Source organism: Serratia sp. EWG9 (assembly GCF_019913725.1).
GTDB lineage: Bacteria > Pseudomonadota > Gammaproteobacteria > Enterobacterales > Enterobacteriaceae > Serratia > Serratia ureilytica.
This window is the reverse complement of record NZ_JADNRO010000003.1, coordinates 129,801-152,773: the sequence shown is the minus strand read 5'-3', so window position 1 is coordinate 152,773 and position 22,973 is coordinate 129,801. Positions and strand designations below refer to the sequence as shown.

At 59.4% G+C, this 22,973-nt stretch carries 18 protein-coding genes and 1 pseudogene; 17 read left to right on the top strand and 2 right to left on the bottom strand.

What is annotated here, in order from left to right; translation table 11 throughout:
- The first annotated feature begins 144 nt into the window (after positions 1–144).
- The 7 genes and pseudogenes from pxpB to nei all read left to right on the top strand — a co-directional run bounded on the left by pxpB (position 145) and on the right by nei (position 5,757).
- Positions 145–801: a 5-oxoprolinase subunit PxpB gene (pxpB, locus tag ITX55_RS08955; protein WP_197782184.1), complete on the top strand. Its 657-nt coding sequence runs from the start codon at positions 145–147 to the stop codon at positions 799–801.
- Entirely contained in the window at positions 795–1,727 is a 933-nt protein-coding gene (gene pxpC / locus ITX55_RS08950; RefSeq protein ID WP_015376969.1) for a 5-oxoprolinase subunit PxpC, read from the top strand. The genes pxpB and pxpC overlap by 7 nt, the downstream gene beginning before the upstream one ends.
- Positions 1,717–2,456, top strand: a pseudogene (pxpA, locus tag ITX55_RS08945) (5-oxoprolinase subunit PxpA). Before pxpC ends, pxpA begins: the two are co-directional and overlap by 11 nt.
- Before the next feature lie 54 nt (positions 2,457–2,510).
- Positions 2,511–3,242, top strand: a complete 732-nt coding sequence (locus tag ITX55_RS08940) for a DUF969 domain-containing protein (protein ID WP_147880883.1) — start codon at positions 2,511–2,513, stop codon at positions 3,240–3,242.
- Complete coding sequence (locus ITX55_RS08935) at positions 3,239–4,258, top strand: DUF979 domain-containing protein (RefSeq protein WP_223085007.1); 1,020 nt, start codon at positions 3,239–3,241, stop codon at positions 4,256–4,258. The genes ITX55_RS08940 and ITX55_RS08935 overlap by 4 nt, the downstream gene beginning before the upstream one ends.
- Before the next feature lie 8 nt (positions 4,259–4,266).
- Complete coding sequence (pcp, locus tag ITX55_RS08930; RefSeq protein ID WP_016928732.1) at positions 4,267–4,911, top strand: pyroglutamyl-peptidase I; 645 nt, start codon at positions 4,267–4,269, stop codon at positions 4,909–4,911.
- Positions 4,912–4,965: 54 nt separating this feature from the next.
- Entirely contained in the window at positions 4,966–5,757 is a 792-nt protein-coding gene (gene nei, locus ITX55_RS08925) for an endonuclease VIII (RefSeq protein ID WP_047025691.1), read from the top strand.
- Positions 5,758–5,812: 55 nt separating this feature from the next.
- Here nei and ITX55_RS08920 read toward each other — a convergent pair whose 3' ends face one another.
- On the bottom strand, positions 5,813–7,105 hold the full coding sequence (locus ITX55_RS08920; protein ID WP_033642196.1) for a citrate synthase: 1,293 nt from the start codon (positions 7,103–7,105) through the stop codon (positions 5,813–5,815).
- Between the two features lie 729 nt (positions 7,106–7,834).
- Between ITX55_RS08920 and sdhC the strand changes: the two genes are divergently transcribed.
- The 8 genes from sdhC to sucD all read left to right on the top strand — a co-directional run bounded on the left by sdhC (position 7,835) and on the right by sucD (position 17,588).
- The gene (gene sdhC, locus ITX55_RS08915; RefSeq protein ID WP_004939893.1) at positions 7,835–8,224 is read left to right on the top strand and encodes a succinate dehydrogenase cytochrome b556 subunit; all 390 of its coding nucleotides are present in this window, start codon (positions 7,835–7,837) and stop codon (positions 8,222–8,224) included.
- Positions 8,218–8,565 carry a succinate dehydrogenase membrane anchor subunit gene (gene sdhD / locus ITX55_RS08910; RefSeq protein ID WP_004939891.1) on the top strand — a complete coding sequence of 116 codons (348 nt, stop codon included), beginning with the start codon at positions 8,218–8,220 and terminating at the stop codon, positions 8,563–8,565. The genes sdhC and sdhD overlap by 7 nt, the downstream gene beginning before the upstream one ends.
- A complete protein-coding gene (gene sdhA / locus ITX55_RS08905) occupies positions 8,566–10,332 on the top strand; it encodes a succinate dehydrogenase flavoprotein subunit (protein ID WP_015376974.1) in 1,767 nt (588 codons plus the stop codon).
- 16 nt (positions 10,333–10,348) lie between these two features.
- The gene (locus ITX55_RS08900) at positions 10,349–11,065 is read left to right on the top strand and encodes a succinate dehydrogenase iron-sulfur subunit (protein WP_015376975.1); all 717 of its coding nucleotides are present in this window, start codon (positions 10,349–10,351) and stop codon (positions 11,063–11,065) included.
- A 275-nt stretch (positions 11,066–11,340) separates the two neighbouring features.
- Positions 11,341–14,148: a 2-oxoglutarate dehydrogenase E1 component gene (gene sucA, locus ITX55_RS08895; protein ID WP_033644215.1), complete on the top strand. Its 2,808-nt coding sequence runs from the start codon at positions 11,341–11,343 to the stop codon at positions 14,146–14,148.
- A 64-nt stretch (positions 14,149–14,212) separates the two neighbouring features.
- Positions 14,213–15,427: a 2-oxoglutarate dehydrogenase complex dihydrolipoyllysine-residue succinyltransferase gene (odhB, locus tag ITX55_RS08890; RefSeq protein WP_033642197.1), complete on the top strand. Its 1,215-nt coding sequence runs from the start codon at positions 14,213–14,215 to the stop codon at positions 15,425–15,427.
- A gap of 122 nt (positions 15,428–15,549) precedes the next feature.
- A complete protein-coding gene (sucC, locus tag ITX55_RS08885) occupies positions 15,550–16,716 on the top strand; it encodes an ADP-forming succinate--CoA ligase subunit beta (protein WP_015376978.1) in 1,167 nt (388 codons plus the stop codon).
- Positions 16,716–17,588 carry a succinate--CoA ligase subunit alpha gene (gene sucD / locus ITX55_RS08880; protein ID WP_004939878.1) on the top strand — a complete coding sequence of 291 codons (873 nt, stop codon included), beginning with the start codon at positions 16,716–16,718 and terminating at the stop codon, positions 17,586–17,588. The genes sucC and sucD overlap by 1 nt, the downstream gene beginning before the upstream one ends.
- Positions 17,589–17,660: 72 nt before the next feature.
- Here sucD and ITX55_RS08875 read toward each other — a convergent pair whose 3' ends face one another.
- Positions 17,661–19,559 carry a bifunctional UDP-sugar hydrolase/5'-nucleotidase gene (locus ITX55_RS08875; protein WP_223085005.1) on the bottom strand — a complete coding sequence of 633 codons (1,899 nt, stop codon included), beginning with the start codon at positions 19,557–19,559 and terminating at the stop codon, positions 17,661–17,663.
- 684 nt (positions 19,560–20,243) lie between these two features.
- On the opposite strand from ITX55_RS08875, the gene cydA reads away from it, so the two are divergent.
- Entirely contained in the window at positions 20,244–21,812 is a 1,569-nt protein-coding gene (cydA, locus tag ITX55_RS08870; RefSeq protein WP_004939873.1) for a cytochrome ubiquinol oxidase subunit I, read from the top strand.
- 14 nt (positions 21,813–21,826) lie between these two features.
- Positions 21,827–22,966, top strand: a complete 1,140-nt coding sequence (gene cydB / locus ITX55_RS08865) for a cytochrome d ubiquinol oxidase subunit II (protein WP_015376980.1) — start codon at positions 21,827–21,829, stop codon at positions 22,964–22,966.
- The last annotated feature ends 7 nt before the right edge of the window (positions 22,967–22,973 follow it).

Genomic DNA, 22,973 nt, shown 5'->3' with positions numbered 1-22,973 from the left:
GATCCAGCCCGGCCTGCGCGCCGGCTGAATCCTTTTACCGCGCTATTTCCTTATTTTCCTTATGGTTGCGTTCTATTGACAGCCGGGGCTGCGTCACGCATAACTGGTGTGTTTTTCAGCGCGATAATAATAAGGAGAATAAGGGTGCAACAAGCGCGTTATTACCTTTTAGGTGAAAGAGCGGTAGTGCTTGAACTGTCACCGCCGGTGACGTTGCCGAGCCAGCAGCGCATCTGGGCGCTGGCGGAAAAGCTGAATCATCATCCTGACGTGCGGGAAGTGGTGCCGGGAATGAACAACCTGACGCTGCTGTTGCATACGCCGCAGGCCGACGCCGAAGCGATGCTCGCGTTACTGCAGCAGGGGTGGGAAAGCAAAGAGCGCCTGACGCCGGAGTCGCGTCAGGTGGAGATCCCGGTTGTCTACGGCGGGGAACAGGGCCCTGATCTGGATGAAGTGGCGCGCCATACCGGCATGACGCCGCGACAGGTGGTGGAATGCCACGCGACGGCGGCTTACGTGGTCTATTTTCTCGGCTTTCAGCCGGGCTTCTCCTATTTGGGCGGCATGCCGGAAAAACTGGCGACGCCGCGCCGCGCCGAACCGCGTCTGGCGGTGGCGGCCGGCTCCGTCGGTATCGGCGGCGGCCAGACCGGCATCTATCCGCTGGCGACGCCCGGCGGCTGGCAGCTGATCGGCCGCACGCCGCTGGCGTTGTTCAATCCCCATGAAATGCCGCCGACGCTGCTGCGCCCGGGCGATAGCGTACGCTTTGTGCCGCAGAAGGAGGGCGTATGCTGATTATTCTGCGCGCCGGCATCTATACCACGGTGCAGGATTTGGGCCGTGAAGGATTTCGCCGTCTGGGCATCAGTACCGGCGGCGCGTTGGATCAACCGGCGCTGAAGATCGCCAACCTGCTGGTGGGCAACGCGCCGGAGGCCGCCGGGCTGGAGATCACGCTCGGCCAGTTCAGCGCCGAGTTTACCCGTCCCGGCTGGATCGCCCTGACCGGCGCCGGCTGCGACGCGCAGCTGGACGGTAAGCCGCTGTGGACCGGCTGGCGCTACCCGGTGAAAAAGGGGCAGCGGCTGGTGCTGGGCACGCCGAAGCGCGGCATGCGCAGTTATCTCGCGATCGCCGGCGGTATCGCCGTGCCGGAAATGCTGGGCTCGCGCAGCACCGACATGAAAGCCGCTTTTGGCGGGTGCGAGGGGCGTAATCTGAAGGACGGCGATCGGTTGCCGCTGGGCAAATCCGCCGCTGAACCGCAAACCCGCTGTGGCGTGAAGCAGTTGCTGTTCACCAATCGCATCCGTGCGTTGCCGGGGCCGGAGTACGCCGAATTCAGCGAAGAGGCGCAAGATACGTTTTGGCGCGCCGCCTGGCAGCTCAGCCCGCAGAGCAATCGCATGGGCTACCGTTTGCACGGCGGCACGCCGCTGGCACGCACCACCGACAGAGAGATGCTGTCGCACGGCCTGATGCCCGGCGTGGTGCAGGTGCCGCACAACGGCCAGCCGATCGTGTTGATGGCCGATGCGCAAACCACCGGCGGTTACCCGCGCATCGCCTGCGTGATCGAAGCCGATCTTTACCATTTGGCGCAGATCCGTCTCGGCGAACCGATCCATTTCGTTCTCTGTTCACTGGCCGAGGCGCAGCGCGCCAAGGCCGAGCAGGATCTTTTCCTTCGACAGATTGCCTGGGGGTTACATGATCGTTGATTTGAACGCCGATCTCGGCGAAGGCTGCGCCAACGACCAGGCGCTGTTGCAATTGGTGAGCTCGGCCAACATCGCCTGCGGCTTCCACGCCGGCGATGCGCAGACCATGCGTCAGTCGGTGCGCTGGGCATTGCAGTACGGCGTGGCGATCGGCGCCCACCCGAGTTTTCCCGATCGGAGAATTTCGGCCGCACTCGCATGCAGCTGCCGCCGGAAACGGTGTACGCGCAGGTGGTGTATCAGCTCGGGGCGCTGGCGGCCATCGCCCGCGCCGAGGGCGGGGTGATGGTGCACGTTAAGCCGCACGGCATGCTGTACAACCAGGCGGCGGTTGAGCCGGCACTGGCAGAAGCCATCGCCCGGGCGGTGCAGGCGGTCGATCCGGCGCTGCGGCTGGTGGGGCTGGCCGGCAGCGAGCTGATCCGCGCCGGGCAACGGCTCGGTCTGACCACCCGGCAGGAGGTGTTCGCCGATCGCGGTTATCAGGCCGACGGCACGCTGGTGCCGCGTGGTTTGCCGGGGGCATTGATCGAGGATGACGAACAAGCGCTGGCGCAAACCCTGGAGATGGTGCGCCATCACCGGGTGCGCAGCGTCGATGGCGTTTGGACCGCCGTACAGGCGGAGACCGTCTGCCTGCACGGGGACGGCGAGCATGCGCTGGCGTATGCGCGCAAGCTGCGGGACAGTTTTGTTCAACAGGGCATCCGCGTCAGCGCAGAGCAGTAAAGCAAGACACAACATCACAAACAAAAAATTATTAGAAAATATCGAGGGAAGACTATGGAACAGGCCGTGAATCTCTGGCCACTGATCGGCATTGCCGCGATCGTGGTCGGGTTTATATTGCGTTTCAATCCGGTGCTGGTGGTGATCGCCGCCGGCATCATCACCGGTCTGGCGGCGCTGATGCCGCTGGACGTCATTCTGGAAAAGCTCGGCGAGGGCTTTCTCAATACCCGAAACCTGCCGCTGATCCTGCTGCTGCCGCTGGCGGTGATCGGCCTGCTGGAACGTCACGGGCTGAAAGAGCGGGCGCAGGCGTGGATCGCCAAGATCAAAAGCGCCACCGCCGGCCGTTTGCTGATCGTGTACCTGTTCGTGCGCGAGATCACCGCGGCGATGGGGCTGACCAGCCTGGGCGGGCATCCGCAGATGGTGCGGCCGCTGCTGGCGCCGATGGCGGAAGGGGCGACGGAAAACCGCTACGGCGAGCTGCCGGAGCGTACCCGCCACCGCCTGCGCGCCATGTCGGCCGCTACCGACAACGTCGGGCTGTTCTTCGGCGAGGATATCTTCGTGGCCTTCGGTGCGATCATCTTCATGCATAACTTTATGCTGGAGTCCGGCGGCATTCAGACCGAGCCGCTGCATATCGCGCTGTGGGGCATTCCGACCGCCATTTTCGCTTTCCTGATCCACGCGTTCCGGCTGTATCGGATGGATAAACAGCTGAGCGCCGAGCTGGCGCAGCTGAATCAGGCGGCGCTGCAGGCGAAGGGGGAAGCGCGATGAACTTCCAGCAACAATACCTTTACTGGCTGGCCGGCGCGGTGCTGCTGATTGTGGCGGTGATGTCCTGGCGCGATCGCGCCAACCCGCGCCGCATCACCACCGGGCTGTTTTGGGGGCTGTACGGCCTGGTATTCCTGGTCGGCGACTGGACTTATCGCCTGCTGAGCGATGTACTGGGCGAGGGCAGTAACGAAAAACGCATGCTGCATATCATCGTTGGCGCGGTGGTGGTGGTGATGGCCCTGATTGCCGGCTTCGGCGGCGTGCGCCTCGGCAGCTATCACCAGCGGACGCCGCAGGAGCGCGAGGCGAGCGCCAAGCGCCTGGGCAACAAGCTGTTCATTCCCGCGCTGGCGATCCCGGTGGTGACGGTGGTCGGCGTGCTGCTGTTCAACAACGTGCCGGCGTTGCAAAACGCGGTATTCGGCAGCGGTAACCACGCGACGCTGATCACCCTGTTCTCGATGACCGTCGGCTGCCTGATCGGGTTGGCGATCGCGGTGACAATGACCCATGAGAAGGCGCTGCAGCCGATACAGGAAGCGCGGCGCCTGCTGGATTCGATCGGCTGGGCGTTCATTCTGCCGCAGATCCTCGCCACGCTGGGGCTGCTGTTTACCGTCGCCGGCGTTGGTACCGCGATCTCGCATTTGACCCAGGAATATCTGGCGGTCGATAACCGCTTTATCGCCGTGGCGGTCTACGCTATCGGTATGGCGGTGCTGACCATGGTGATGGGCAACGCCTTCGCCGCTTTCCCGATCGTTACCGCCGGCATCGGCATTCCGATCCTGGTGTTGCAGCACGGCGGCAACCCGGCGGTGATGGCGGCGATCGGCATGTTCTCCGGCTATTGCGGCACCCTGATGACGCCGATGGCGGCGAACTTCAACATTGTGCCGGCGGCGCTGCTGGAGTTGCCGGACAAGAATGCGGTGATCAAAGCGCAGGTGCCGACCGGCGTGCTGCTGCTGTTGGTTAACGTGTTCCTGCTGTATTTCCTGATGTTCCTGTAGGAGTAAGGATGCAAAAAGTATTGATTACCGGCTTCGAGCCGTTTGGCGGCGAGCGCCTCAATCCCTCCTGGGAAGTGGTGAAGCAGCTCAACGATATGGAACTGGTGGGCACGCGTATCGTGGCGCGCCAGTTGCCGTGCGTGTTCGGCGCCGCGCTGGAGGCGCTCAATGCGGCGATCGACGAGGTGCAGCCGGTGATGGTGCTGGCTATCGGCCAGGCCGGCGGCCGCACCGATATCACGATTGAACGGGTGGCGATCAACGTCGACGATGCGCGTATTCCCGACAATCAGGGGCAGCAGCCGGTGGATGAGCCGATCGTCGCCGGCGGTCCGGCGGCCTATTTCAGCACTTTGCCGATCAAAGCGATGGTGAGTTCGATGCGCGAGGCCGGCATTCCGGCCGCCGTTTCGCAGACTGCCGGCACCTACGTGTGCAACCATGTGATGTATGGGCTGCTGCACCGTTTGAGCGGCCAGCGCGAGGTGAAGGGCGGTTTTATCCATATCCCGTATCTGCCTGAGCAGGCGGCGGCGCACCCCGGCGCGCCGAGCATGGCGGCTTCGACGGTGCTGTTTGCGCTGGAGCTGGCCGTTTCCATCGCTTTGCAGGTGGAACACGATCTGAAAGTGGTGGGCGGCGCGACGCATTAATCAAGAGAATCCCCGGCGCATCGGGCTGCGCCGGTTCTACGCAAGGAGTGGTCTATGCCGGAAGGACCGGAGATCCGCCGGGCGGCGGACAAACTGGCGGCGGCGGTGATCGATCAGCCGCTGACCGCCGTCGATTTCGCTTTTCCCCAGTTGAAGCACTACCGCCAGCATTTGCTCGGCGAGCGCATCGTCGCCATCGAGCCGCGCGGCAAGGCGCTGTTGACCCACTTTTCCAATGGGCTGACGATGTACAGCCATAACCAGCTGTACGGCGTATGGAAAGTGGCGGCGGCGGGAGAGACGCCGGAGACCAAGCGCGATCTGCGGGTGCGCCTGGAAACCGCTCGCAGCGCAATATTGCTCTACAGCGCGTCCGACATCACCGTCGGGCCGCGCGAGGAGATAGAACAGCACCCGTTCCTGCAACGCATCGGCCCCGACGTGCTGGACATGACGTTGACGGTGGATGAGGTGCAGGAGCGTTTGCTGACGCCGCGTTTTCGCCGCAGGCAGCTGGGCGGCATGCTGCTCGACCAGGCGTTTCTCGCCGGATTGGGCAATTATCTGCGCGCCGAAATTCTGTGGCAGGCCGAACTGGCGCCGCAGCACAAACCGCAGGATCTGGCGCCGGAAGCGCTTTGGCGTCTGGCGGAGGCGCTGCTGGCGGTGCCGCGTCTTTCCTATCAGACGCGTGGGCAGGCGGATGAGAACCGCCATCACGGCGCGCTGTTTCGCTTCAAGGTGTTTCATCGCAGCGGCGAGCCCTGTGAGCGCTGCGGCGCGATGATTGTGCGCACCGACCTGTCGTCGCGGCCGTTTTATTGGTGCCCGGGCTGCCAGAAATAAGCAAAAAAACGCGCCCGAAGGGGCGGCGCTGTGCGGTTTCAGCCGGGGAAGCGGCTTACTTGGTTTTCAGCTGGGATTTGAAATCACGCTCGGCATAGCCGGTGTACAGCTGACGCGGACGGGCAATTTTGATGCCTTCGTCGTGCATTTCGTTCCAGTGCGCGATCCAGCCGATGGTGCGCGCGATGGCGAAGATCACGGTGAACATGGAAGAAGGAATGCCCATCGCCTTCAGGATGATGCCGGAGTAGAAGTCGACGTTCGGGTACAGTTTCTTCTCGATGAAGTACGGGTCGTTCAGCGCGATGTGCTCCAGCTCCATCGCCACCTGCAGCAGGTTGTCGTCCTTCTTGTTCAGCTCTTTCAGCACTTCGTGACAGGTCTCGCGCATCACGGTGGCGCGCGGATCGTAGTTCTTGTACACGCGGTGGCCGAAGCCCATCAGGCGGAAGGAGTCGTTCTTGTCCTTGGCGCGCTTGATGAATTCCGGAATGTGATCGACGGTCTTGATCTCTTCCAGCATTTTCAGCGCCGCTTCGTTGGCGCCGCCGTGCGCCGGCCCCCACAGGGAGGCGATGCCGGCCGCGATGCAGGCGAACGGGTTGGCACCGGAAGAGCCGGCGGTGCGCACGGTCGAGGTAGAGGCGTTCTGCTCATGGTCGGCGTGCAGGATCAGGATGCGATCCATGGCGCGTTCCAATACCGGGTTCACCACGTACTCTTCGCACGGGGTGGCGAACATCATGTGCAGGAAGTTGCCGGCATAGGACAGATCGTTGCGCGGATAAACGAACGGCTGGCCCAGGGAGTATTTGTAGCACATCGCGGCTACGGTCGGCATTTTGGACAGCAGACGGAACGCGGTGATTTCACGGTGACGCTCGTTGTTGACGTCCAGCGCATCGTGGTAGAACGCCGCCAGCGCGCCGGTCACGCCGCACAGCACCGCCATCGGGTGCGAGTCGCGACGGAAGCCACGGAACAGATGGGTGATCTGGTCGTGGATCATGGTGTGACGGGTAACGGTCGTTTTGAAGGTCTCGAACTCTTCCGGCGTCGGGGTCTCGCCGTACAGCAGGATGTAGCACACTTCCAGGTAGGAAGATTCTTTCGCCAGCTGTTCGATAGGGAAGCCGCGGTGCAGCAGCACGCCTTTGTCGCCGTCGATGAAGGTAATCTTGGATTCGCAAGAAGCGGTGGAGGTAAAGCCGGGATCAAATGTGAAATAACCTTTGGAACCCAGAGCGCGGACATCGAGGACATCAGGGCCCAGTGTCGGTGTCAATACGCCCAGTTCGATCGGAGCTTCGCTGTCGTTAATGGTTAGCGTCGCTTTCTTATCAGTCATTTACTGTCTCCTTAGCGCCTTATTTTAAAAACCACTAACAACTGAAATACCTTAAATCTCTGCAGGTTGCCCGCAAAAAATGGTGCGGACGCTAACTCTGTGAGCGACTGCGCAACTGTGCGCGGGTAGGGTACAGAGTGCTGACCAGGCGAACGAGACGGGTGACCAGTTGTTAACGATTCAGAGTAATTCGTTATAGTCTGTTAATCTTACCTATGAGCTGTTCGAAGAGATGTGAACCTATCCCAATAAACTGTTTTTATTTGCTTTATTTGCTTTTTGACGCCGGCAAAATCGAGCGGGAAACAACGGCTATTGGGATAGGTTCGCCAAATACACTGTTGCATAACTCGAACCCGGGGGGAAGTGTATCTGCTGACCCGTAGCGCATCATAGGACCGTTTGTGCCCCTATATGTAATGGAAATGTTGATCTCTTGTCAAATCAGATAATTAATTTTGCACTAATTGTGAAATCCGTGATCTGAATCACTGTTCGGGGGAAATGTTATCAAAGCGGTTGTATGAGAATTGTAATCAGAATGTGATCCTCCTATACTGCCGCCAGGTCTCCGGATTACCCTGAAGTAGGAGCACCCAGCGTTATAAATGCGCGCCGTTTGAGCACAGAGGATGTTGATGTTTGAGCGCGTGACGTGTAAGGGTTTTAGGCTCTTAACGCTGTCTGATCCCCGCCCAGGCCCGGAGGAAGGAAAATAATAAGAGCTGTGTGGGCAAATACGTGAAAAAACAACGACCTGTCAACTTGGATCTGCAAACGATCCGGTTCCCCGTAACTGCGATAGCGTCTATCTTACACCGAGTCTCTGGCGTAATTACCTTCGTTGCCGTGGGTATCCTCCTCTGGCTGCTGGGCCTGTCACTCTCTTCCCAAGAGGGGTTCCTGCAGGCGGCCGCCATCATGAATAGCTTCATCGTCAAATTCATATTCTGGGGCATCCTCACGGCGCTGGCCTATCACATTTGCGGTGGCATCCGTCACTTGTTAATGGATTTTGGCTACATCGAAGAGAGTTTGGCCGCCGGCACCCGTTCCGCCCAGGTGGCGATCGGTCTGACCGTCGTGCTGTCAGTTCTGGCTGGAGTCCTCGTATGGTAAACAACGTTTCTGCATTAGGGCGCAACGGCGTGCACGATTGGCTGCTGCTGCGTGCTTCCGCTATCATCATCACCCTGTACGTCCTGTATATCCTGGGCTTTTTCGTCACGGCTCCGGAACTCACTTATGACATCTGGCGCGGTTTCTTCGCCACTTCCATTACGAAAGTGTTCACTCTGCTGACCTTGCTGTCGATTCTGGTTCACGCCTGGATCGGGCTGTGGCAGGTGCTGACGGACTATGTCAAGCCGCTGGCGGTTCGCCTGGTGTTGCAGCTGGCTGTCGTGGTCGCGTTGCTGGTCTATTTACTGTACGGAACAATCGTAGTGTGGGGTGCTTAAATGAAACTGCCAGTCAGAGAGTTTGATGCCGTCGTAATCGGCGCCGGCGGTGCGGGCATGCGTGCCGCGCTGCAAATTTCCCAAGCGGGCTCGACCTGTGCCCTGCTGTCCAAAGTTTTCCCGACCCGTTCCCATACCGTGTCCGCCCAGGGCGGCATCACCGTCGCGCTCGGCAACAGCCACGAGGACAATTGGGAATGGCATATGTACGACACGGTGAAAGGTTCCGACTATATCGGTGACCAGGACGCCATCGAATATATGTGTAAAACCGGCCCGGAAGCGATTCTGGAACTGGAACACATGGGTCTGCCGTTCTCTCGCCTGGACGACGGCCGCATCTATCAGCGCCCGTTCGGCGGCCAGTCGCTGAACTTCGGCGGCGAGCAGGCGGCGCGTACCGCCGCCGCCGCCGACCGTACCGGCCACGCGCTCCTGCACACCCTGTACCAACAGAACCTGAAAAACCACACCACCATTTTCTCTGAGTGGTATGCGCTCGATCTGGTGAAAAACCAGGACGGCGCGGTGGTCGGCACCACGGCTATCTGCATCGAAACCGGTGAAGTGGTTTACTTCAAAGCCAAGGCCACCGTGCTGGCGACCGGCGGCGCAGGCCGTATTTACCAGTCCACCACCAACGCCCACATCAACACCGGCGACGGTGTCGGCATGGCGCTGCGCGCCGGCGTGCCGGTGCAGGACATGGAAATGTGGCAGTTCCACCCGACCGGCATCGCCGGCGCGGGCGTGCTGGTGACCGAAGGCTGCCGCGGCGAAGGCGGTTACCTGTTGAACAAACACGGCGAGCGCTTCATGGAGCGTTATGCGCCGAACGCCAAAGATCTGGCGGGGCGCGACGTGGTTGCCCGTTCGATCATGATCGAAATCCGCGAAGGCCGCGGCTGCGACGGTCCTTGGGGCCCGCACGCCAAGCTGAAGCTGGATCACCTGGGCAAAGAGGTGCTGGAATCCCGTCTGCCGGGCATTCTGGAGCTGTCCCGCACCTTCGCGCACGTCGATCCGGTGAAAGAGCCGATCCCGGTTATCCCAACCTGTCACTATATGATGGGCGGCATTCCGACCAAGGTGACCGGTCAGGCGCTGACCGTAAATGAGAAAGGCGAAGACGTGGTGATCCCTGGGCTGTTCGCCGTGGGCGAAATCGCCTGCGTATCGGTGCACGGCGCCAACCGTCTGGGTGGCAACTCGCTGCTGGACCTGGTGGTGTTCGGCCGTTCCGCCGGCATGCACCTGCAGGAATCGTTGGAAGAGCAGGGCGTGAGCCGTGACGCCAGCGACTCCGACGTGGAAGCTTCGCTTGATCGTCTGAACCGTTGGAACAATACCCGTTCCGGCGAAGACCCGGTCGAGATTCGCAAAGCGCTGCAGTCTTGCATGCAGCACAACTTCTCGGTATTCCGCGAAGGCGATGCGATGGCCAAGGGCCTGGAAGAACTGAAAGTGATCCGTGAACGTCTGAAGAACGCACGCCTGGACGATACCTCCAGCGAGTTCAACACCCAGCGCATCGAGTGCCTGGAGTTGGATAACCTGATGGAGACCGCGTATTCCACCGCCGTGTCGGCCAACTTCCGTACCGAGAGCCGTGGCGCGCACAGCCGCTTCGACTACCCGGAACGCGATGACGCCAACTGGCTGTGCCATTCGCTGTATCTGCCGCAATCGGAAAGCATGACGCGTCGTGAAGTGAACATGCAACCGAAGCTGCGCCCGGCATTCCCGCCGAAAGTGCGTTCTTACTAATTGCGGAGATCGACAGATGAAACTCGAATTTTCCATTTATCGCTACAATCCGGATGTCGACGACGCGCCGCACATGCAGGACTACACCCTGGAAGCGGAAGAAGGCCGTGACATGATGCTGCTGGATGCGTTGATCCAGCTGAAAGAAAAAGATCCGACCCTGTCGTTCCGTCGCTCATGCCGCGAAGGCGTGTGCGGTTCCGACGGCCTGAACATGAACGGTAAAAACGGCCTGGCGTGCATCACTCCGGTTTCGTCGCTGCGCAAAGGCAACGGCAAGATCGTGATCCGTCCGTTGCCGGGGCTGCCGGTGGTGCGCGATCTGGTGGTGGATATGGGGCAGTTCTACACCCAGTATGAAAAGATCAAGCCATACCTGCTGAACGACGGCAAGAATCCGCCGGCGCGTGAGCACCTGCAGTCGCCGGAACAGCGCGCCAAGCTGGACGGTCTGTACGAGTGCATCCTGTGCGCCTGCTGCTCGACTTCGTGCCCATCGTTCTGGTGGAACCCGGACAAGTTCATCGGGCCTGCCGGTCTGTTGGCGGCGTATCGCTTCCTGATCGACAGCCGTGACACGGAAACGCAAGAACGTTTAGATGATCTGGACGATGCTTTTAGTGTTTTCCGCTGCCATAGCATTATGAATTGTGTCAGTGTATGTCCTAAAGGCTTGAACCCGACGCGTGCAATCGGGCATATCAAGTCCATGCTGCTGCAACGCGGCGCATAAACGGAATGAGATGCTGCGCCGGGCTCTTTTCCGGCGCACATCCCATAGGGGAGGGAACCTCTAAAAACTGACCCGCGGCTGCGGCGCTATGCAGCCTGGTTCTTCCGCCGGTTTTTAGAGGTTCCTTGTAAGGGACCGCAAGGTCCATAACAGAACGTATCGGGCCGTCATGGCCGCAAGTACGTCGAGTGAACCGTTTTACGGCAAACCGTATTCATCACGGTAATTATGTTAACCACGGCGAAAACTAAAGCTTCAAAGCTTAAGGGATCATGATGCAGAACGGCGCAATGAAGGCCTGGCTGGATTCCTCCTATCTGGCGGGCGCGAACCAGTCTTACATAGAGCAGCTCTATGAAGATTTCTTAACCGATCCGGGTTCCGTTGAAGATAGCTGGCGTTCCATTTTTCAACAGCTACCAACCGCGGGTGTCAAACCCGATCAGCTCCACTCTCAAACGCGCGACTACTTCCGCCGCCTGGCGAAAGACTCCGCGCGCTACAACACCACCATCACCGATCCGGCAACCGACGCCAAACAGGTCAAGGTACTGCAGCTGATCAACGCCTTCCGCTTCCGCGGACATCAGCATGCCAACCTCGATCCGCTCGGCCTGTGGCAGCGTGAGCAAGTTCCTGACCTTGAGCCCGCTTACCACAACCTGACCGAAGCCGATTTCCAGGAAACCTTCAACGTGGGCTCTTTCGCCATCGGCAAAGAAACCATGAAGCTGGGCGATCTGTACGCCGCGCTGAAGCAGACCTACTGCGGTTCGATCGGCGCTGAATACATGCACATCACCAACACCGAAGAGAAACGCTGGATCCAGCAGCGCATCGAGTCGGTAGTGGGGCGCGCCAGCTTTACCGCCGACGAAAAACGCCGTTTCCTGAACGAGCTGACCGCTGCGGAAGGCCTGGAACGCTACCTGGGCGCCAAATTCCCGGGCGCCAAACGCTTCTCGCTGGAAGGCGGCGACGCGCTGGTGCCGATGCTGAAAGAGATGGTGCGCCACGCCGGCAAGAACGGCACGCGTGAAGTGGTGTTGGGCATGGCCCACCGCGGCCGTCTGAACGTGCTGATCAACGTGCTGGGCAAAAAGCCGGCCGACCTGTTCGACGAATTCGCCGGCAAGCATAAAGAACACCTCGGCACCGGTGACGTGAAATATCACCAGGGCTTCTCCTCCGACGTGGAAACCGAAGGCGGCATGGTTCACCTGGCGCTGGCGTTCAACCCGTCGCACCTGGAGATCGTCAGCCCGGTGGTCATGGGGTCGGTTCGCGCCCGTCGCGATCGTCTGGACGAAGCGCGCAGCAACATGGTGCTGCCGATCACCATCCACGGCGACGCCGCCATTACCGGCCAGGGCGTGGTTCAGGAAACCCTGAACATGTCTCAGGCTCGCGGCTACGAAGTGGGCGGCACCGTGCGCATCGTCATCAACAACCAGGTTGGCTTCACCACCTCCAACCCGCTGGATGCGCGCTCTACCGAATATTGCACCGACATCGCCAAAATGGTTCAGGCGCCGATCTTCCACGTTAACGCGGACGATCCGGAAGCCGTGGCCTTCGTCACTCGCCTGGCGTTGGATTTCCGTAACACCTTTAAGCGTGACGTGATGATCGATCTGGTCTGCTACCGTCGCCATGGGCACAACGAGGCCGATGAGCCGAGCGCCACCCAGCCGGTGATGTATCAGAAGATCAAGAAACATCCTACGCCGCGCAAAATCTACGCTGACATTCTGACCGAACAGAAAGTGGCCAGCCTGGAAGATGCCACGGAAATGGTCAACCTGTATCGTGATGCGCTCGACCGCGGCGATTGTGTGGTTGAAGAATGGCGTCCGATGAATCTGCACTCCTTCACCTGGTCGCCGTACCTGAACCACGAGTGGGACGAAGAGTACCCGAGCAAGGTTGAGATGAAGCGTCTGCAGGAACTGGGCCGCCGCATCAGCACCGTGCCGGAAGCGATCGAAATGCAGTCACGCGTGGCGAAAATCTACGCTGACCGCGCCGAGATGGCGGCGGGCAACAAGCCGTTCGACTGGGGCGCCGCCGAAACGCTGGCCTACGCCACCATGGCGGATGAAGGCATTCCAATCCGCATCTCCGGCGAAGACGCCGGCCGCGGCACCTTCTTCCACCGTCACGCGGTGGTGCACAACCAGAAAAACGGTTCGGTCTATGTTCCGCTGGCGAATATCCACAGCGGCCAGGGCGAATTCAAGGTCTGGGACTCCGTGCTGTCTGAAGAGGCGGTGCTGGCGTTCGAATACGGCTACGCCACGGCGGAACCGCGCACGCTGACCATCTGGGAAGCGCAGTTCGGCGACTTCGCCAACGGCGCGCAGGTTGTTATCGACCAGTTCATCAGCTCCGGCGAGCAAAAATGGGGCCGTATGTGCGGCCTGGTGATGCTGCTGCCGCACGGCTATGAAGGCCAGGGCCCAGAGCACTCCTCCGCGCGTCTGGAACGTTATCTGCAGCTATGCGCTGAGCAGAACATGCAGGTGTGCGTCCCGTCCACGCCGGCGCAGGTTTACCACATGCTGCGTCGTCAGGCGCTGCGCGGTATGCGTCGTCCGCTGGTGGTGATGTCGCCGAAGTCGCTGCTGCGTCATCCGCTGGCGGTCTCTTCGCTGGACGAGCTGGCCAACGGCACCTTCCTGCCGGCGATCGGCGAGATCGACGATTTGGATCCGAAAGCGGTCAAGCGCGTCGTGCTGTGCTCCGGTAAGGTTTACTACGACCTGCTGGAACAGCGTCGCAAGAACGAGCAGAAAGACGTGGCCATCGTGCGCATCGAGCAGCTGTATCCGTTCCCGCATCAGGCCGTGCAAGCCGTGCTGGAGCAATACTCGCACGTGCATGACTTCGTCTGGTGTCAGGAAGAGCCGCTGAACCAGGGCGCCTGGTACTGCAGCCAACACAACTTCCGTGAAGTGGTGCCGTTCGGGGCTTCTTTACGTTACGCAGGACGTCCGGCCTCCGCCTCTCCGGCGGTGGGTTATATGTCCGTACACCAGAAGCAGCAGCAGGCTCTGGTGAATGATGCGCTGAATATTGACTAATGTTCGCTCGCTTGCCGGCCGAGGGGCCGGCAAGCAGATGATAAAAAACTTAAGGGAAAGCTAAATGAGTAGCGTAGATATTCTGGTTCCTGACCTTCCTGAATCGGTTGCCGATGCGACCGTAGCCACCTGGCACAAGAAACCGGGCGACAGCGTTCAGCGTGACGAAGTCCTGGTTGAAATCGAAACCGACAAAGTGGTGTTGGAAGTGCCGGCCAGTGAAGCGGGTATTCTCGATGCTATCGTGGAAGAAGAGGGCGCGACCGTACTGTCTCGCCAGCTGCTCGGCCGCATCCGTCCGGGCGACAGCTCCGGCAAGCCGACCGCTGAGAAGAGCCAGGAGAAAGAAGCCACGCCTGCACAGCGCGCGACCGCGAGCCTGGAAGAAGAAAGCAATGACGCGCTCAGCCCGGCGATTCGCCGCCTGATTGCTGAACACGATCTCGATGCCGGCGCCATCAAAGGCACCGGCGTGGGTGGCCGCATTACGCGTGAAGACGTGGAAGCGCACCTGGCCAAAGGCGGCGCCGCTGCCAAACCAGCCGCCGCTGAAGCCGCGCCGCAGCCTGCTCTGGCCGGCCGCAGCGAAAAACGCGTGCCGATGACCCGCCTGCGCAAACGCGTCGCCGAGCGTCTGCTGGAAGCGAAAAACAGCACCGCGATGTTGACCACCTTCAACGAAATCAACATGCAGCCGATCATGGATCTGCGCAAGCAGTACGGCGAAGCCTTCGAGAAACGCCACGGCGTGCGTCTGGGCTTCATGTCCTTCTACATCAAGGCGGTGGTTGAAGCGCTGAAGCGTTTCCCGGAAGTGAACGCGTCGATCGACGGTTCCGACGTGGTTTACCACAACTACTTCGACATCAGCATCGCGGTTTCTACTCCGCGCGGCCTGGTGACGCCGGTACTGCGCGATGTGGACGCCATGAGCATGGCTGACATCGAGAAGAAAATCAAAGAGCTGGCCGTTAAGGGCCGCGACGGCAAACTGACCGTGGAAGAGCTGACCGGCGGTAACTTCACCATTACCAACGGCGGCGTATTCGGCTCCCTGATGTCCACCCCGATCATCAACCCGCCGCAGAGCGCCATCCTGGGCATGCACGCCATCAAAGATCGCCCAATGGCGGTCAATGGTCAGGTGGTGATCCAGCCGATGATGTATCTGGCGCTGTCTTATGACCACCGCCTGATCGACGGTAAAGAATCCGTCGGTTATCTGGTGACGGTCAAAGAGATGCTGGAAGATCCGGCTCGTCTGCTGCTGGACGTCTAGTAACCCTTGCCGGGCGCGGCATGCCGCGCCCGCACTCTGTGCTATGTGGCCGGAAAACCATGCGGTTTACCGCGTAATAATGGTCCGGCTAAAAACCTTCAGAACTGAATGGATAGAACATCATGAATTTACACGAATATCAGGCAAAACAGCTGTTTGCTCGGTATGGCATGCCGGCACCAACCGGTTACGCCTGTACCACTCCGCGTGAAGCAGAAGAAGCCGCATCCAAAATCGGCTCCGGCCCGTGGGTGGTGAAATGTCAGGTTCATGCTGGCGGCCGCGGTAAAGCGGGCGGCGTTAAAGTCGTCAACAGCAAAGAAGATATCCGTGCCTTCGCGGAAGCCTGGTTGGGCAAACGTCTGGTGACTTACCAGACTGACGCGCTGGGCCAGCCGGTTAACCAGATCCTGGTAGAAGCGGCGACCGACATCGATAAAGAGCTGTACCTGGGCGCCGTTGTAGACCGCGCGACCCGTCGCATCGTATTCATGGCGTCTACCGAAGGCGGCGTGGAAATCGAGAAAGTGGCGGAAGAAACCCCGGAACTGATCCACAAAATGACCATCGATCCGCTGGCGGGTCCACAGCCTTATCAGGGCCGTGAGCTGGCCTTCAAACTGGGCCTGACCGGCAAGCAAGTCAGCCAGTTCGCCAAGATCTTCATGGGTCTGGCGACGCTGTTCCTGGAGCGCGACCTGGCGATGGTTGAGATCAACCCGCTGGTGATCACCAAGCAGGGCGATCTGGTGTGCCTGGACGGCAAACTGGGCGCCGACGGCAACGCCCTGTTCCGTCAGCCTGAACTGCGTGAAATGCGTGACCCTTCGCAGGAAGACGAGCGTGAATCCCGTGCGGCTCAGTGGGAGCTGAACTACGTTGCCCTCGACGGCAACATCGGCTGCATGGTGAACGGCGCCGGTCTGGCGATGGGCACCATGGACATCGTTAAACTGCACGGCGGCGAACCGGCCAACTTCCTGGACGTTGGCGGCGGCGCGACCAAAGAGCGCGTGACCGAAGCGTTCAAAATCATCCTGTCCGACGACAAGGTGAAAGCGGTTCTGGTTAACATCTTCGGTGGTATCGTACGTTGCGATCTGATCGCTGACGGCATCATCGGCGCAGTGGCTGAAGTGGGCGTTAACGTCCCGGTCGTTGTGCGCCTGGAAGGGAACAATGCCGAACTGGGCGCCAAGAAACTGGCGGACAGCGGCCTGAATATCATTGCTGCGACCAGCCTGACTGATGCGGCTCAGCAAGTTGTTGCAGCAGTGGAGGGTAAATAATGTCCATCTTAATCGATAAAAACACCAAAGTAATTTGCCAGGGCTTCACCGGTAGCCAGGGGACTTTCCACTCCGAACAAGCTATCGCTTACGGCACCAAAATGGTTGGCGGCGTCACCCCGGGCAAAGGCGGCACTCAGCACCTGGGTCTGCCGGTGTTCAACACCGTGCGCGAAGCGGTTGAAGCGACCGGCGCGACGGCCTCCGTCATCTACGTTCCAGCGCCGTTCTGCAAAGACTCCATTCTGGAAGCGATCGATGCCGGCATCAAACTGATCATCACCATCACCGAAGGCATCCCGACCCTGGACATGCTGACTGTGAAAGTGAAGCTGGACGAAGCCGGCGTGCGCATGATTGGGCCGAACTGCCCAGGCGTGATCACCCCGGGCGAGTGCAAAATCGGCATCATGCCTGGCCACATCCACCTGCCGGGCAAAGTGGGCATCGTTTCCCGCTCCGGCACCCTGACCTATGAAGCGGTGAAACAAACCACCGATGCCGGTCTGGGCCAGTCCACCTGCGTGGGCATCGGCGGCGACCCGATCCCGGGCTCCAACTTCATCGATATCCTGAAGATGTTCCAGCAGGATCCGCAGACCGAAGCGATCGTGATGATCGGTGAGATCGGCGGCAGCGCTGAAGAAGAAGCGGCAGCTTACATCAAAGAACACGTCACCAAACCGGTTGTCGGCTACATCGCCGGCGTAACCGCGCCGAAAGGCAAGCGTATGGGCCACGCGGGCGCCATCATCGCAGGCGGCAAGGGCACGGCGGACGAGAAGTTTGCTGCGCTGGAAGCGGCGGGCGTGAAAACCGTTCGCAGCCTGGCGGACATCGGCGACGCGGTAAAAGCGGTGCTGAAGCGCTAAGCATTGAGTACGAAATAACACTATCTCGACATGTTTGGCCACCCATTGGGTGGCCTTTTTTATGGGGGAAGATCAGAAATCGTTGAGCGCCTTGATCAGCGCGATCCGATCCTGCAGGCGGCGCTGCCGCACCGGATCCGCGGCGGTTTGCCGCTGTTGCTCCAGCGAGGTGAGGGCGGTGCGGTAATCGTCGGCATTGTTGAACAGCGCGTCTTTGACGTTGATCGAGGCGACGTTGGTGTAGCGCCCGTCGTCGGTGGTCGGCACCTGGATAACGCCTTCATTGAGCAGCCGTTTGACGATCGCCCGCTGCGGTTCGTATCCTTCCATGCCAACCAGTTTCCAGCGCTGCGGCGGCACGCTCTGATACTGGCCGTGTTTCACTTCCGTCAGGTAGCGCAGAGTCAGGTTGCGAATGGTGCCTTCTTCTTCACCGTATTGCGCTTTGCTGTCGAACAGCACCGGGAAGGATTGCCCCTCCAGCGCGCCGCCCTTCTGCGTCAGATGGCCCATACGGTAACTGTTCATGCCCAGGCGGATCGGCATGTCATCGGTGACCGGCGTGCCGTCTGCCAGGCGCAGACTGATGATGCGTGAACCGGCCGGTTGACGCAGATCGATAGTGTAAGTGACGCCGTCGAAGAAATCGTTGGTGGAATATTTGGACGAGCGCCGCGCCGGGTTAAAGCTGTAGGTGACGTCGCCCGGCTGCAGCTGATTGAAATAATCGGCAGACCACTCCATGTAGCGTTTAAGCGCTTTGCCGTTGAGCTGATAAACGGTGATCTCGCCGCCGGCGTATTGGTAGTTAAAGGCGATATCCTTGGCCTTGATGTCGCCGACATCCAGTTTGGCGCGATCGTTGTCGATCTGCAGGGCGATCACCTGCGCCAGCGGTGCATAGTGACGGGCGGCCTGCTGAAATAACTCACTGATGCCGGTATCCTGAACGTGTACCTGAGGAATGCCGCGGAACTCGTCGGCAGGCACCAGATCGCTGCCGCTCAGCTTCGCCACGACTCGGTTGGCGTTGGCGCGCAAAATGTCATGATACGGCTGGTAGAGAGCCTGCATGGCGCTGTCCGGCGCCAGCCCCTTGATGGAATAGGTGTAGCTGTTTTTGTCGATCAGCGTGAATTTGCCATCGCGGCGTTCAAATTGCAGGTCAATGCGTGACAGCGCGCGACCGTACTTATCCGGCTCCGTGATGATGACGCCGTTCACCACCGCTTTGTCGATTTTCACATGCATGTGGCCGGCGACGATCGCCGCCAGCTCCGGGTTGGCGTTGGCGATGTCCGCCACGCCGGTGCCGGGGCGCTGGTTCTCGTTGTCGATGCCCATATGCGCGACCAGCACGATCGCGTCGACCTGGCCGTCGATCTGCCTGATGACCTGTTTCACCGCCTGTACCGGATCGGTGAAGTTCAGCCCTTTGATGCGATCGGTGCCCTTGGCGAATTCTGCAGTCATCGGCGTGTCCATGCCGATGATGCCGATCTTCACGCCCTGGCGTTCGAGGATGGTATAGGCCGGCAGATAAGGTTTGCCGCTGTCCCAGACGATGTTGCCCGCCAGCGCCGCGCCTTTAAACTGTTTGAGCGACGTGGCCAGCGCCGGCAGACCGAAGTCGAATTCGTGGTTGCCCATCACCCAAACGTCGTAGTCAAGCGCGTTGAGGCCCAGCATCATCGGGCTGATGGCCTCCTGTTTGAAGGTTTCGACGAAGTTGCCCTGGATGGTGTCGCCGGCGTCCACCAGAATCAGGTTGGGCTGTTCGGCACGCACCTTTTTGACCTGGGTGGCTATCTGGCTCAGGCTGCCCGCCAGGTTTTCCGTGTCACTGGCGTAGTCCCAGGGCACGAAAGTGCCGTGCAGATCGGAGGTGCCCAACAGGGTGATATTTACCGTTTCGGCGGCCATGGCGTTTCCCGAGAGTCCCAAGACAGAGGCAAAGATGATTTTTTTCATAAGTTATTGTCACTCAATGCAATTTTAACATAAGTGGTCATTTTGCTACAAAATCGCAACCTTTACGATCCCATTGCGAGAAATAGACTAATATTGGAGAGAGATTTGTTGTTTTGTGACTGCTATCACTGTCACGGCTTATTGGAAATAAAAGGTTAATTATGTCGCATAATAAGTGCGTAATAATACAATGGCGGCTCTTTTGAATTACATTTATTTAACACAAAAATATCATTAAAAAACAATTAAACCATTGCGCAACATGACCCTAAGAAAATTATGCGAAATGTGCTGATGAATATGGAAATAATATGCGGATAGGCTTAAATTGTCTCAGATCAAATTAGGCCGAAGTACCTCTTTCGGCTAAGATTTGACCTGTAACCAAAAGTCCAACCCACGTCACGTAAAAACCTATTTATTGTGTGGGATTGGGCGAGTATCATCCATGTTGTGATTATGGATGGTTGATCTTGTTGCATTTGTTACCCGTTGTCGGTTTTCAGTGGCGTGCTTGTCGACGGCCCGTGCGGGCTATTGGCCGAGTGTGCGGTTGAAAGCGGAGAAGCTGGATCAAATTTGTTGTGTTTAAGGGCATTCACTGCGGGGCGTTACTGGCGGCTTTGAAAGAAGCGTGCCGATAACCGCGTGTCGGAGTCTTCCTGCGAGGAGCAAGGAGTCAAGATGTTTGATATTGTCGAACTGTCGCGCTTACAGTTTGCTTTAACGGCGATGTACCATTTCTTATTTGTCCCATTAACGCTCGGTATGGCGTTCTTGCTGGCAATTATGGAAACGGTATATGTCCTGTCTGGCAAACAAATCTATAAAGACATGACCAAATTCTGGGGAAAGTTATTTGCGATTAACTTTGCTCTGGGTGTGGCCACCGGTTTGACCATGGAGTTCCAGTTCGGGACTAACTGGTCATATTTCTCTCATTACGTCGGCGATATCTTCGGGGCCCCACTGGCTATCGAAGGTCTGATGGCGTTCTTCCTTGAATCGACGCTGGTCGGCCTGTTCTTCTTCGGCTGGGATCGTCTGAGCAAGGTGCAGCACATGGCGGTAACCTGGTTCGTGGCCCTCGGCTCCAACCTGTCCGCGCTGTGGATCCTGGTCGCCAACGGCTGGATGCAGAACCCGATCGCGTCGGATTTCAACTTCGAAACCATGCGCATGGAGATGGTCAGCTTCTCCGAGTTGGTGCTTAACCCGGTTGCGCAGGTGAAATTCGTTCACACCGTGGCCGCAGGCTACACCACCGGCGCCATGTTCGTGCTGGGCATCAGCGCTTACTACCTGCTGAAGGGCCGCGACATCGCTTTCGCCAAACGCTCCTTCGCCATCGCCGCCAGCTTCGGCATGGCTGCGGTGCTGTCGGTGATCGTGCTGGGTGACGAATCCGGTTACGAAATGGGCGACGTACAGAAAACCAAACTGGCCGCCATCGAAGCGGAGTGGGATACCCAGCCGGCGCCGGCGTCCTTCACCCTGTTCGGCATCCCCGATCAGGACAAGATGGAAAACTCCTTCTCTATTCAGATCCCGTATGCGCTTGGCCTGATCGCCACGCGTTCCACCGACACTCAGGTCACCGGCCTGAAAGATCTGCTGGCGCAACATGAAGTGCGCATCCGCAACGGCATGAAAGCCTACCAGCTGCTGGAAGAGCTGCGCGGCGGCAATACCGATCCTGCGGTGCGTGCGGAATTCAACAAAACCAAGCAAGACCTGGGCTACGGCATGCTGCTGAAGCGTTATACCCCGAACGTCAGCGACGCGACGGAAGCGCAGATCCAGCAGGCGACCAAGGACTCCATTCCACGCGTGGCGCCGCTGTACTTCGCCTTCCGCATCATGGTGGCCTGTGGCGTGCTGATGCTGCTGATTATCGGTCTGTCCTTCCTGAGCGTGGTGCGCGGCCGCATCGGCCAGAAAAAATGGCTGTTGCGTGCGGCGCTGTATGGCTTGCCGCTGCCGTGGATCGCGGTGGAAGCCGGCTGGTTCGTGGCGGAATACGGCCGTCAACCGTGGGCGATTGGTGAGGTGCTGCCGACCGCAGTCGCCAACTCTTCGCTGACCGCGGGCGACATTCTGTTCTCGATGGGGCTGATTTGCGGCTTGTACACCCTGTTCCTGGTGGCTGAAATGTACCTGATGTTCAAGTTTGCGCGTCTGGGTCCAAGCAGCCTGAAAACCGGCCGCTACCACTTTGAACAACCGACTGCCGCCGTGCAGGAAGCGCGCTAAACAGGAGTCCACGTATGTTTGACTATGAAGTACTGCGATTTATCTGGTGGGTGCTGGTTGGCGTACTGCTGATCGGCTTCGCCGTCACCGACGGTTTCGACATGGGCGTCGGCATCCTCGTGCGCATCATCGGTAAAACCGATACCGAGCGCCGGGTGATGATCAACTCCATCGCCCCTCACTGGGACGGTAACCAGGTGTGGCTGATCACCGCCGGCGGCGCGCTGTTCGCCGCCTGGCCGATGGTCTACGCAGCGGCCTTCTCGGGCTTCTACGTCGCCATGATCCTGGTGCTGGCGGCGTTGTTCTTCCGCCCGGTCGGTTTTGACTACCGTTCCAAACTGGAGAGCAGCCGCTGGCGCAACATGTGGGACTGGGGCATCTTCATCGGTTCCTTCGTGCCTGCGTTGGTGTTCGGCGTGGCGTTCGGCAACCTGCTGCAGGGCGTGCCGTTCCATGTGGACGAGTACCTGCGTCTGTTCTACACCGGCAACTTCTTCCAGCTGCTGAATCCGTTCGGTCTGTTGGCGGGCGTGGTCAGTCTGACCATGCTGGTCACTCAGGGCGCGACCTATCTGCAGATGCGCACCACCGGCGAGATCCACCTGCGGTCACGCGCCGCAGCGCAGATCGCGACGCTGATCATGGCGGTATGCTTCCTGCTGGCGGGCGTGTGGCTGGTGAAAGGCATTGACGGCTACGTGATCACTTCGGCGCTGGACACCATGGCGGAATCCAACCCGCTGCGTAAAGAAGTGGCGCATCAGGCCGGCGCATGGCTGATCAACTTCAACAAGTATCCGCTGCTGTGGGCTTTGCCTGCACTGGGCGTAGTGCTGCCGTTGTTCACCATCCTGTTCTCGCGCCTGGAGAAAGGCGCGCTGGCGTTCGTCACCTCGTCGCTGACCATCGCCTGCGTCATCCTCACCGCCGGGGTCACCATGTTCCCGTTCGTGATGCCGTCCAGCACCGTGCCTAACGTCAGCCTGACCATGTGGGACGCGACGTCGAGCCTGTTGACGCTGAAAGTGATGACCGTCGTGGCGGCGATTTTCGTGCCTATCGTTTTGGCGTACACCAGCTGGTCGTACTACAAAATGTTCGGTCGTCTCGACAAGAACTACATCGAAAACAACAAGCATTCGCTGTACTAAGGATAAG

Excerpts from the sequence above, each read along its gene's own strand:
- ITX55_RS08940 (WP_147880883.1), top strand. The coding sequence starts at position 2,511 with ATGGAACAGGCCGTGAATCTCTGGCCACTGATCGGCATTGCCGCGATC.
- ITX55_RS08920 (WP_033642196.1), bottom strand. The coding sequence starts at position 7,105 with ATGACTGATAAGAAAGCGACGCTAACCATTAACGACAGCGAAGCTCCG.
- sucC (WP_015376978.1), top strand. The coding sequence starts at position 15,550 with ATGAATTTACACGAATATCAGGCAAAACAGCTGTTTGCTCGGTATGGC.
- pcp (WP_016928732.1), top strand. The coding sequence starts at position 4,267 with ATGCAAAAAGTATTGATTACCGGCTTCGAGCCGTTTGGCGGCGAGCGC.
- ITX55_RS08900 (WP_015376975.1), top strand. The coding sequence starts at position 10,349 with ATGAAACTCGAATTTTCCATTTATCGCTACAATCCGGATGTCGACGAC.
- sdhD (WP_004939891.1), top strand. The coding sequence starts at position 8,218 with ATGGTAAACAACGTTTCTGCATTAGGGCGCAACGGCGTGCACGATTGG.
- nei (WP_047025691.1), top strand. The coding sequence starts at position 4,966 with ATGCCGGAAGGACCGGAGATCCGCCGGGCGGCGGACAAACTGGCGGCG.
- ITX55_RS08875 (WP_223085005.1), bottom strand. The coding sequence starts at position 19,559 with ATGAAAAAAATCATCTTTGCCTCTGTCTTGGGACTCTCGGGAAACGCC.
- odhB (WP_033642197.1), top strand. The coding sequence starts at position 14,213 with ATGAGTAGCGTAGATATTCTGGTTCCTGACCTTCCTGAATCGGTTGCC.
- sdhA (WP_015376974.1), top strand. The coding sequence starts at position 8,566 with ATGAAACTGCCAGTCAGAGAGTTTGATGCCGTCGTAATCGGCGCCGGC.
- sucD (WP_004939878.1), top strand. The coding sequence starts at position 16,716 with ATGTCCATCTTAATCGATAAAAACACCAAAGTAATTTGCCAGGGCTTC.
- pxpC (WP_015376969.1), top strand. The coding sequence starts at position 795 with ATGCTGATTATTCTGCGCGCCGGCATCTATACCACGGTGCAGGATTTG.
- sucA (WP_033644215.1), top strand. The coding sequence starts at position 11,341 with ATGCAGAACGGCGCAATGAAGGCCTGGCTGGATTCCTCCTATCTGGCG.
- cydA (WP_004939873.1), top strand. The coding sequence starts at position 20,244 with ATGTTTGATATTGTCGAACTGTCGCGCTTACAGTTTGCTTTAACGGCG.
- ITX55_RS08935 (WP_223085007.1), top strand. The coding sequence starts at position 3,239 with ATGAACTTCCAGCAACAATACCTTTACTGGCTGGCCGGCGCGGTGCTG.
- cydB (WP_015376980.1), top strand. The coding sequence starts at position 21,827 with ATGTTTGACTATGAAGTACTGCGATTTATCTGGTGGGTGCTGGTTGGC.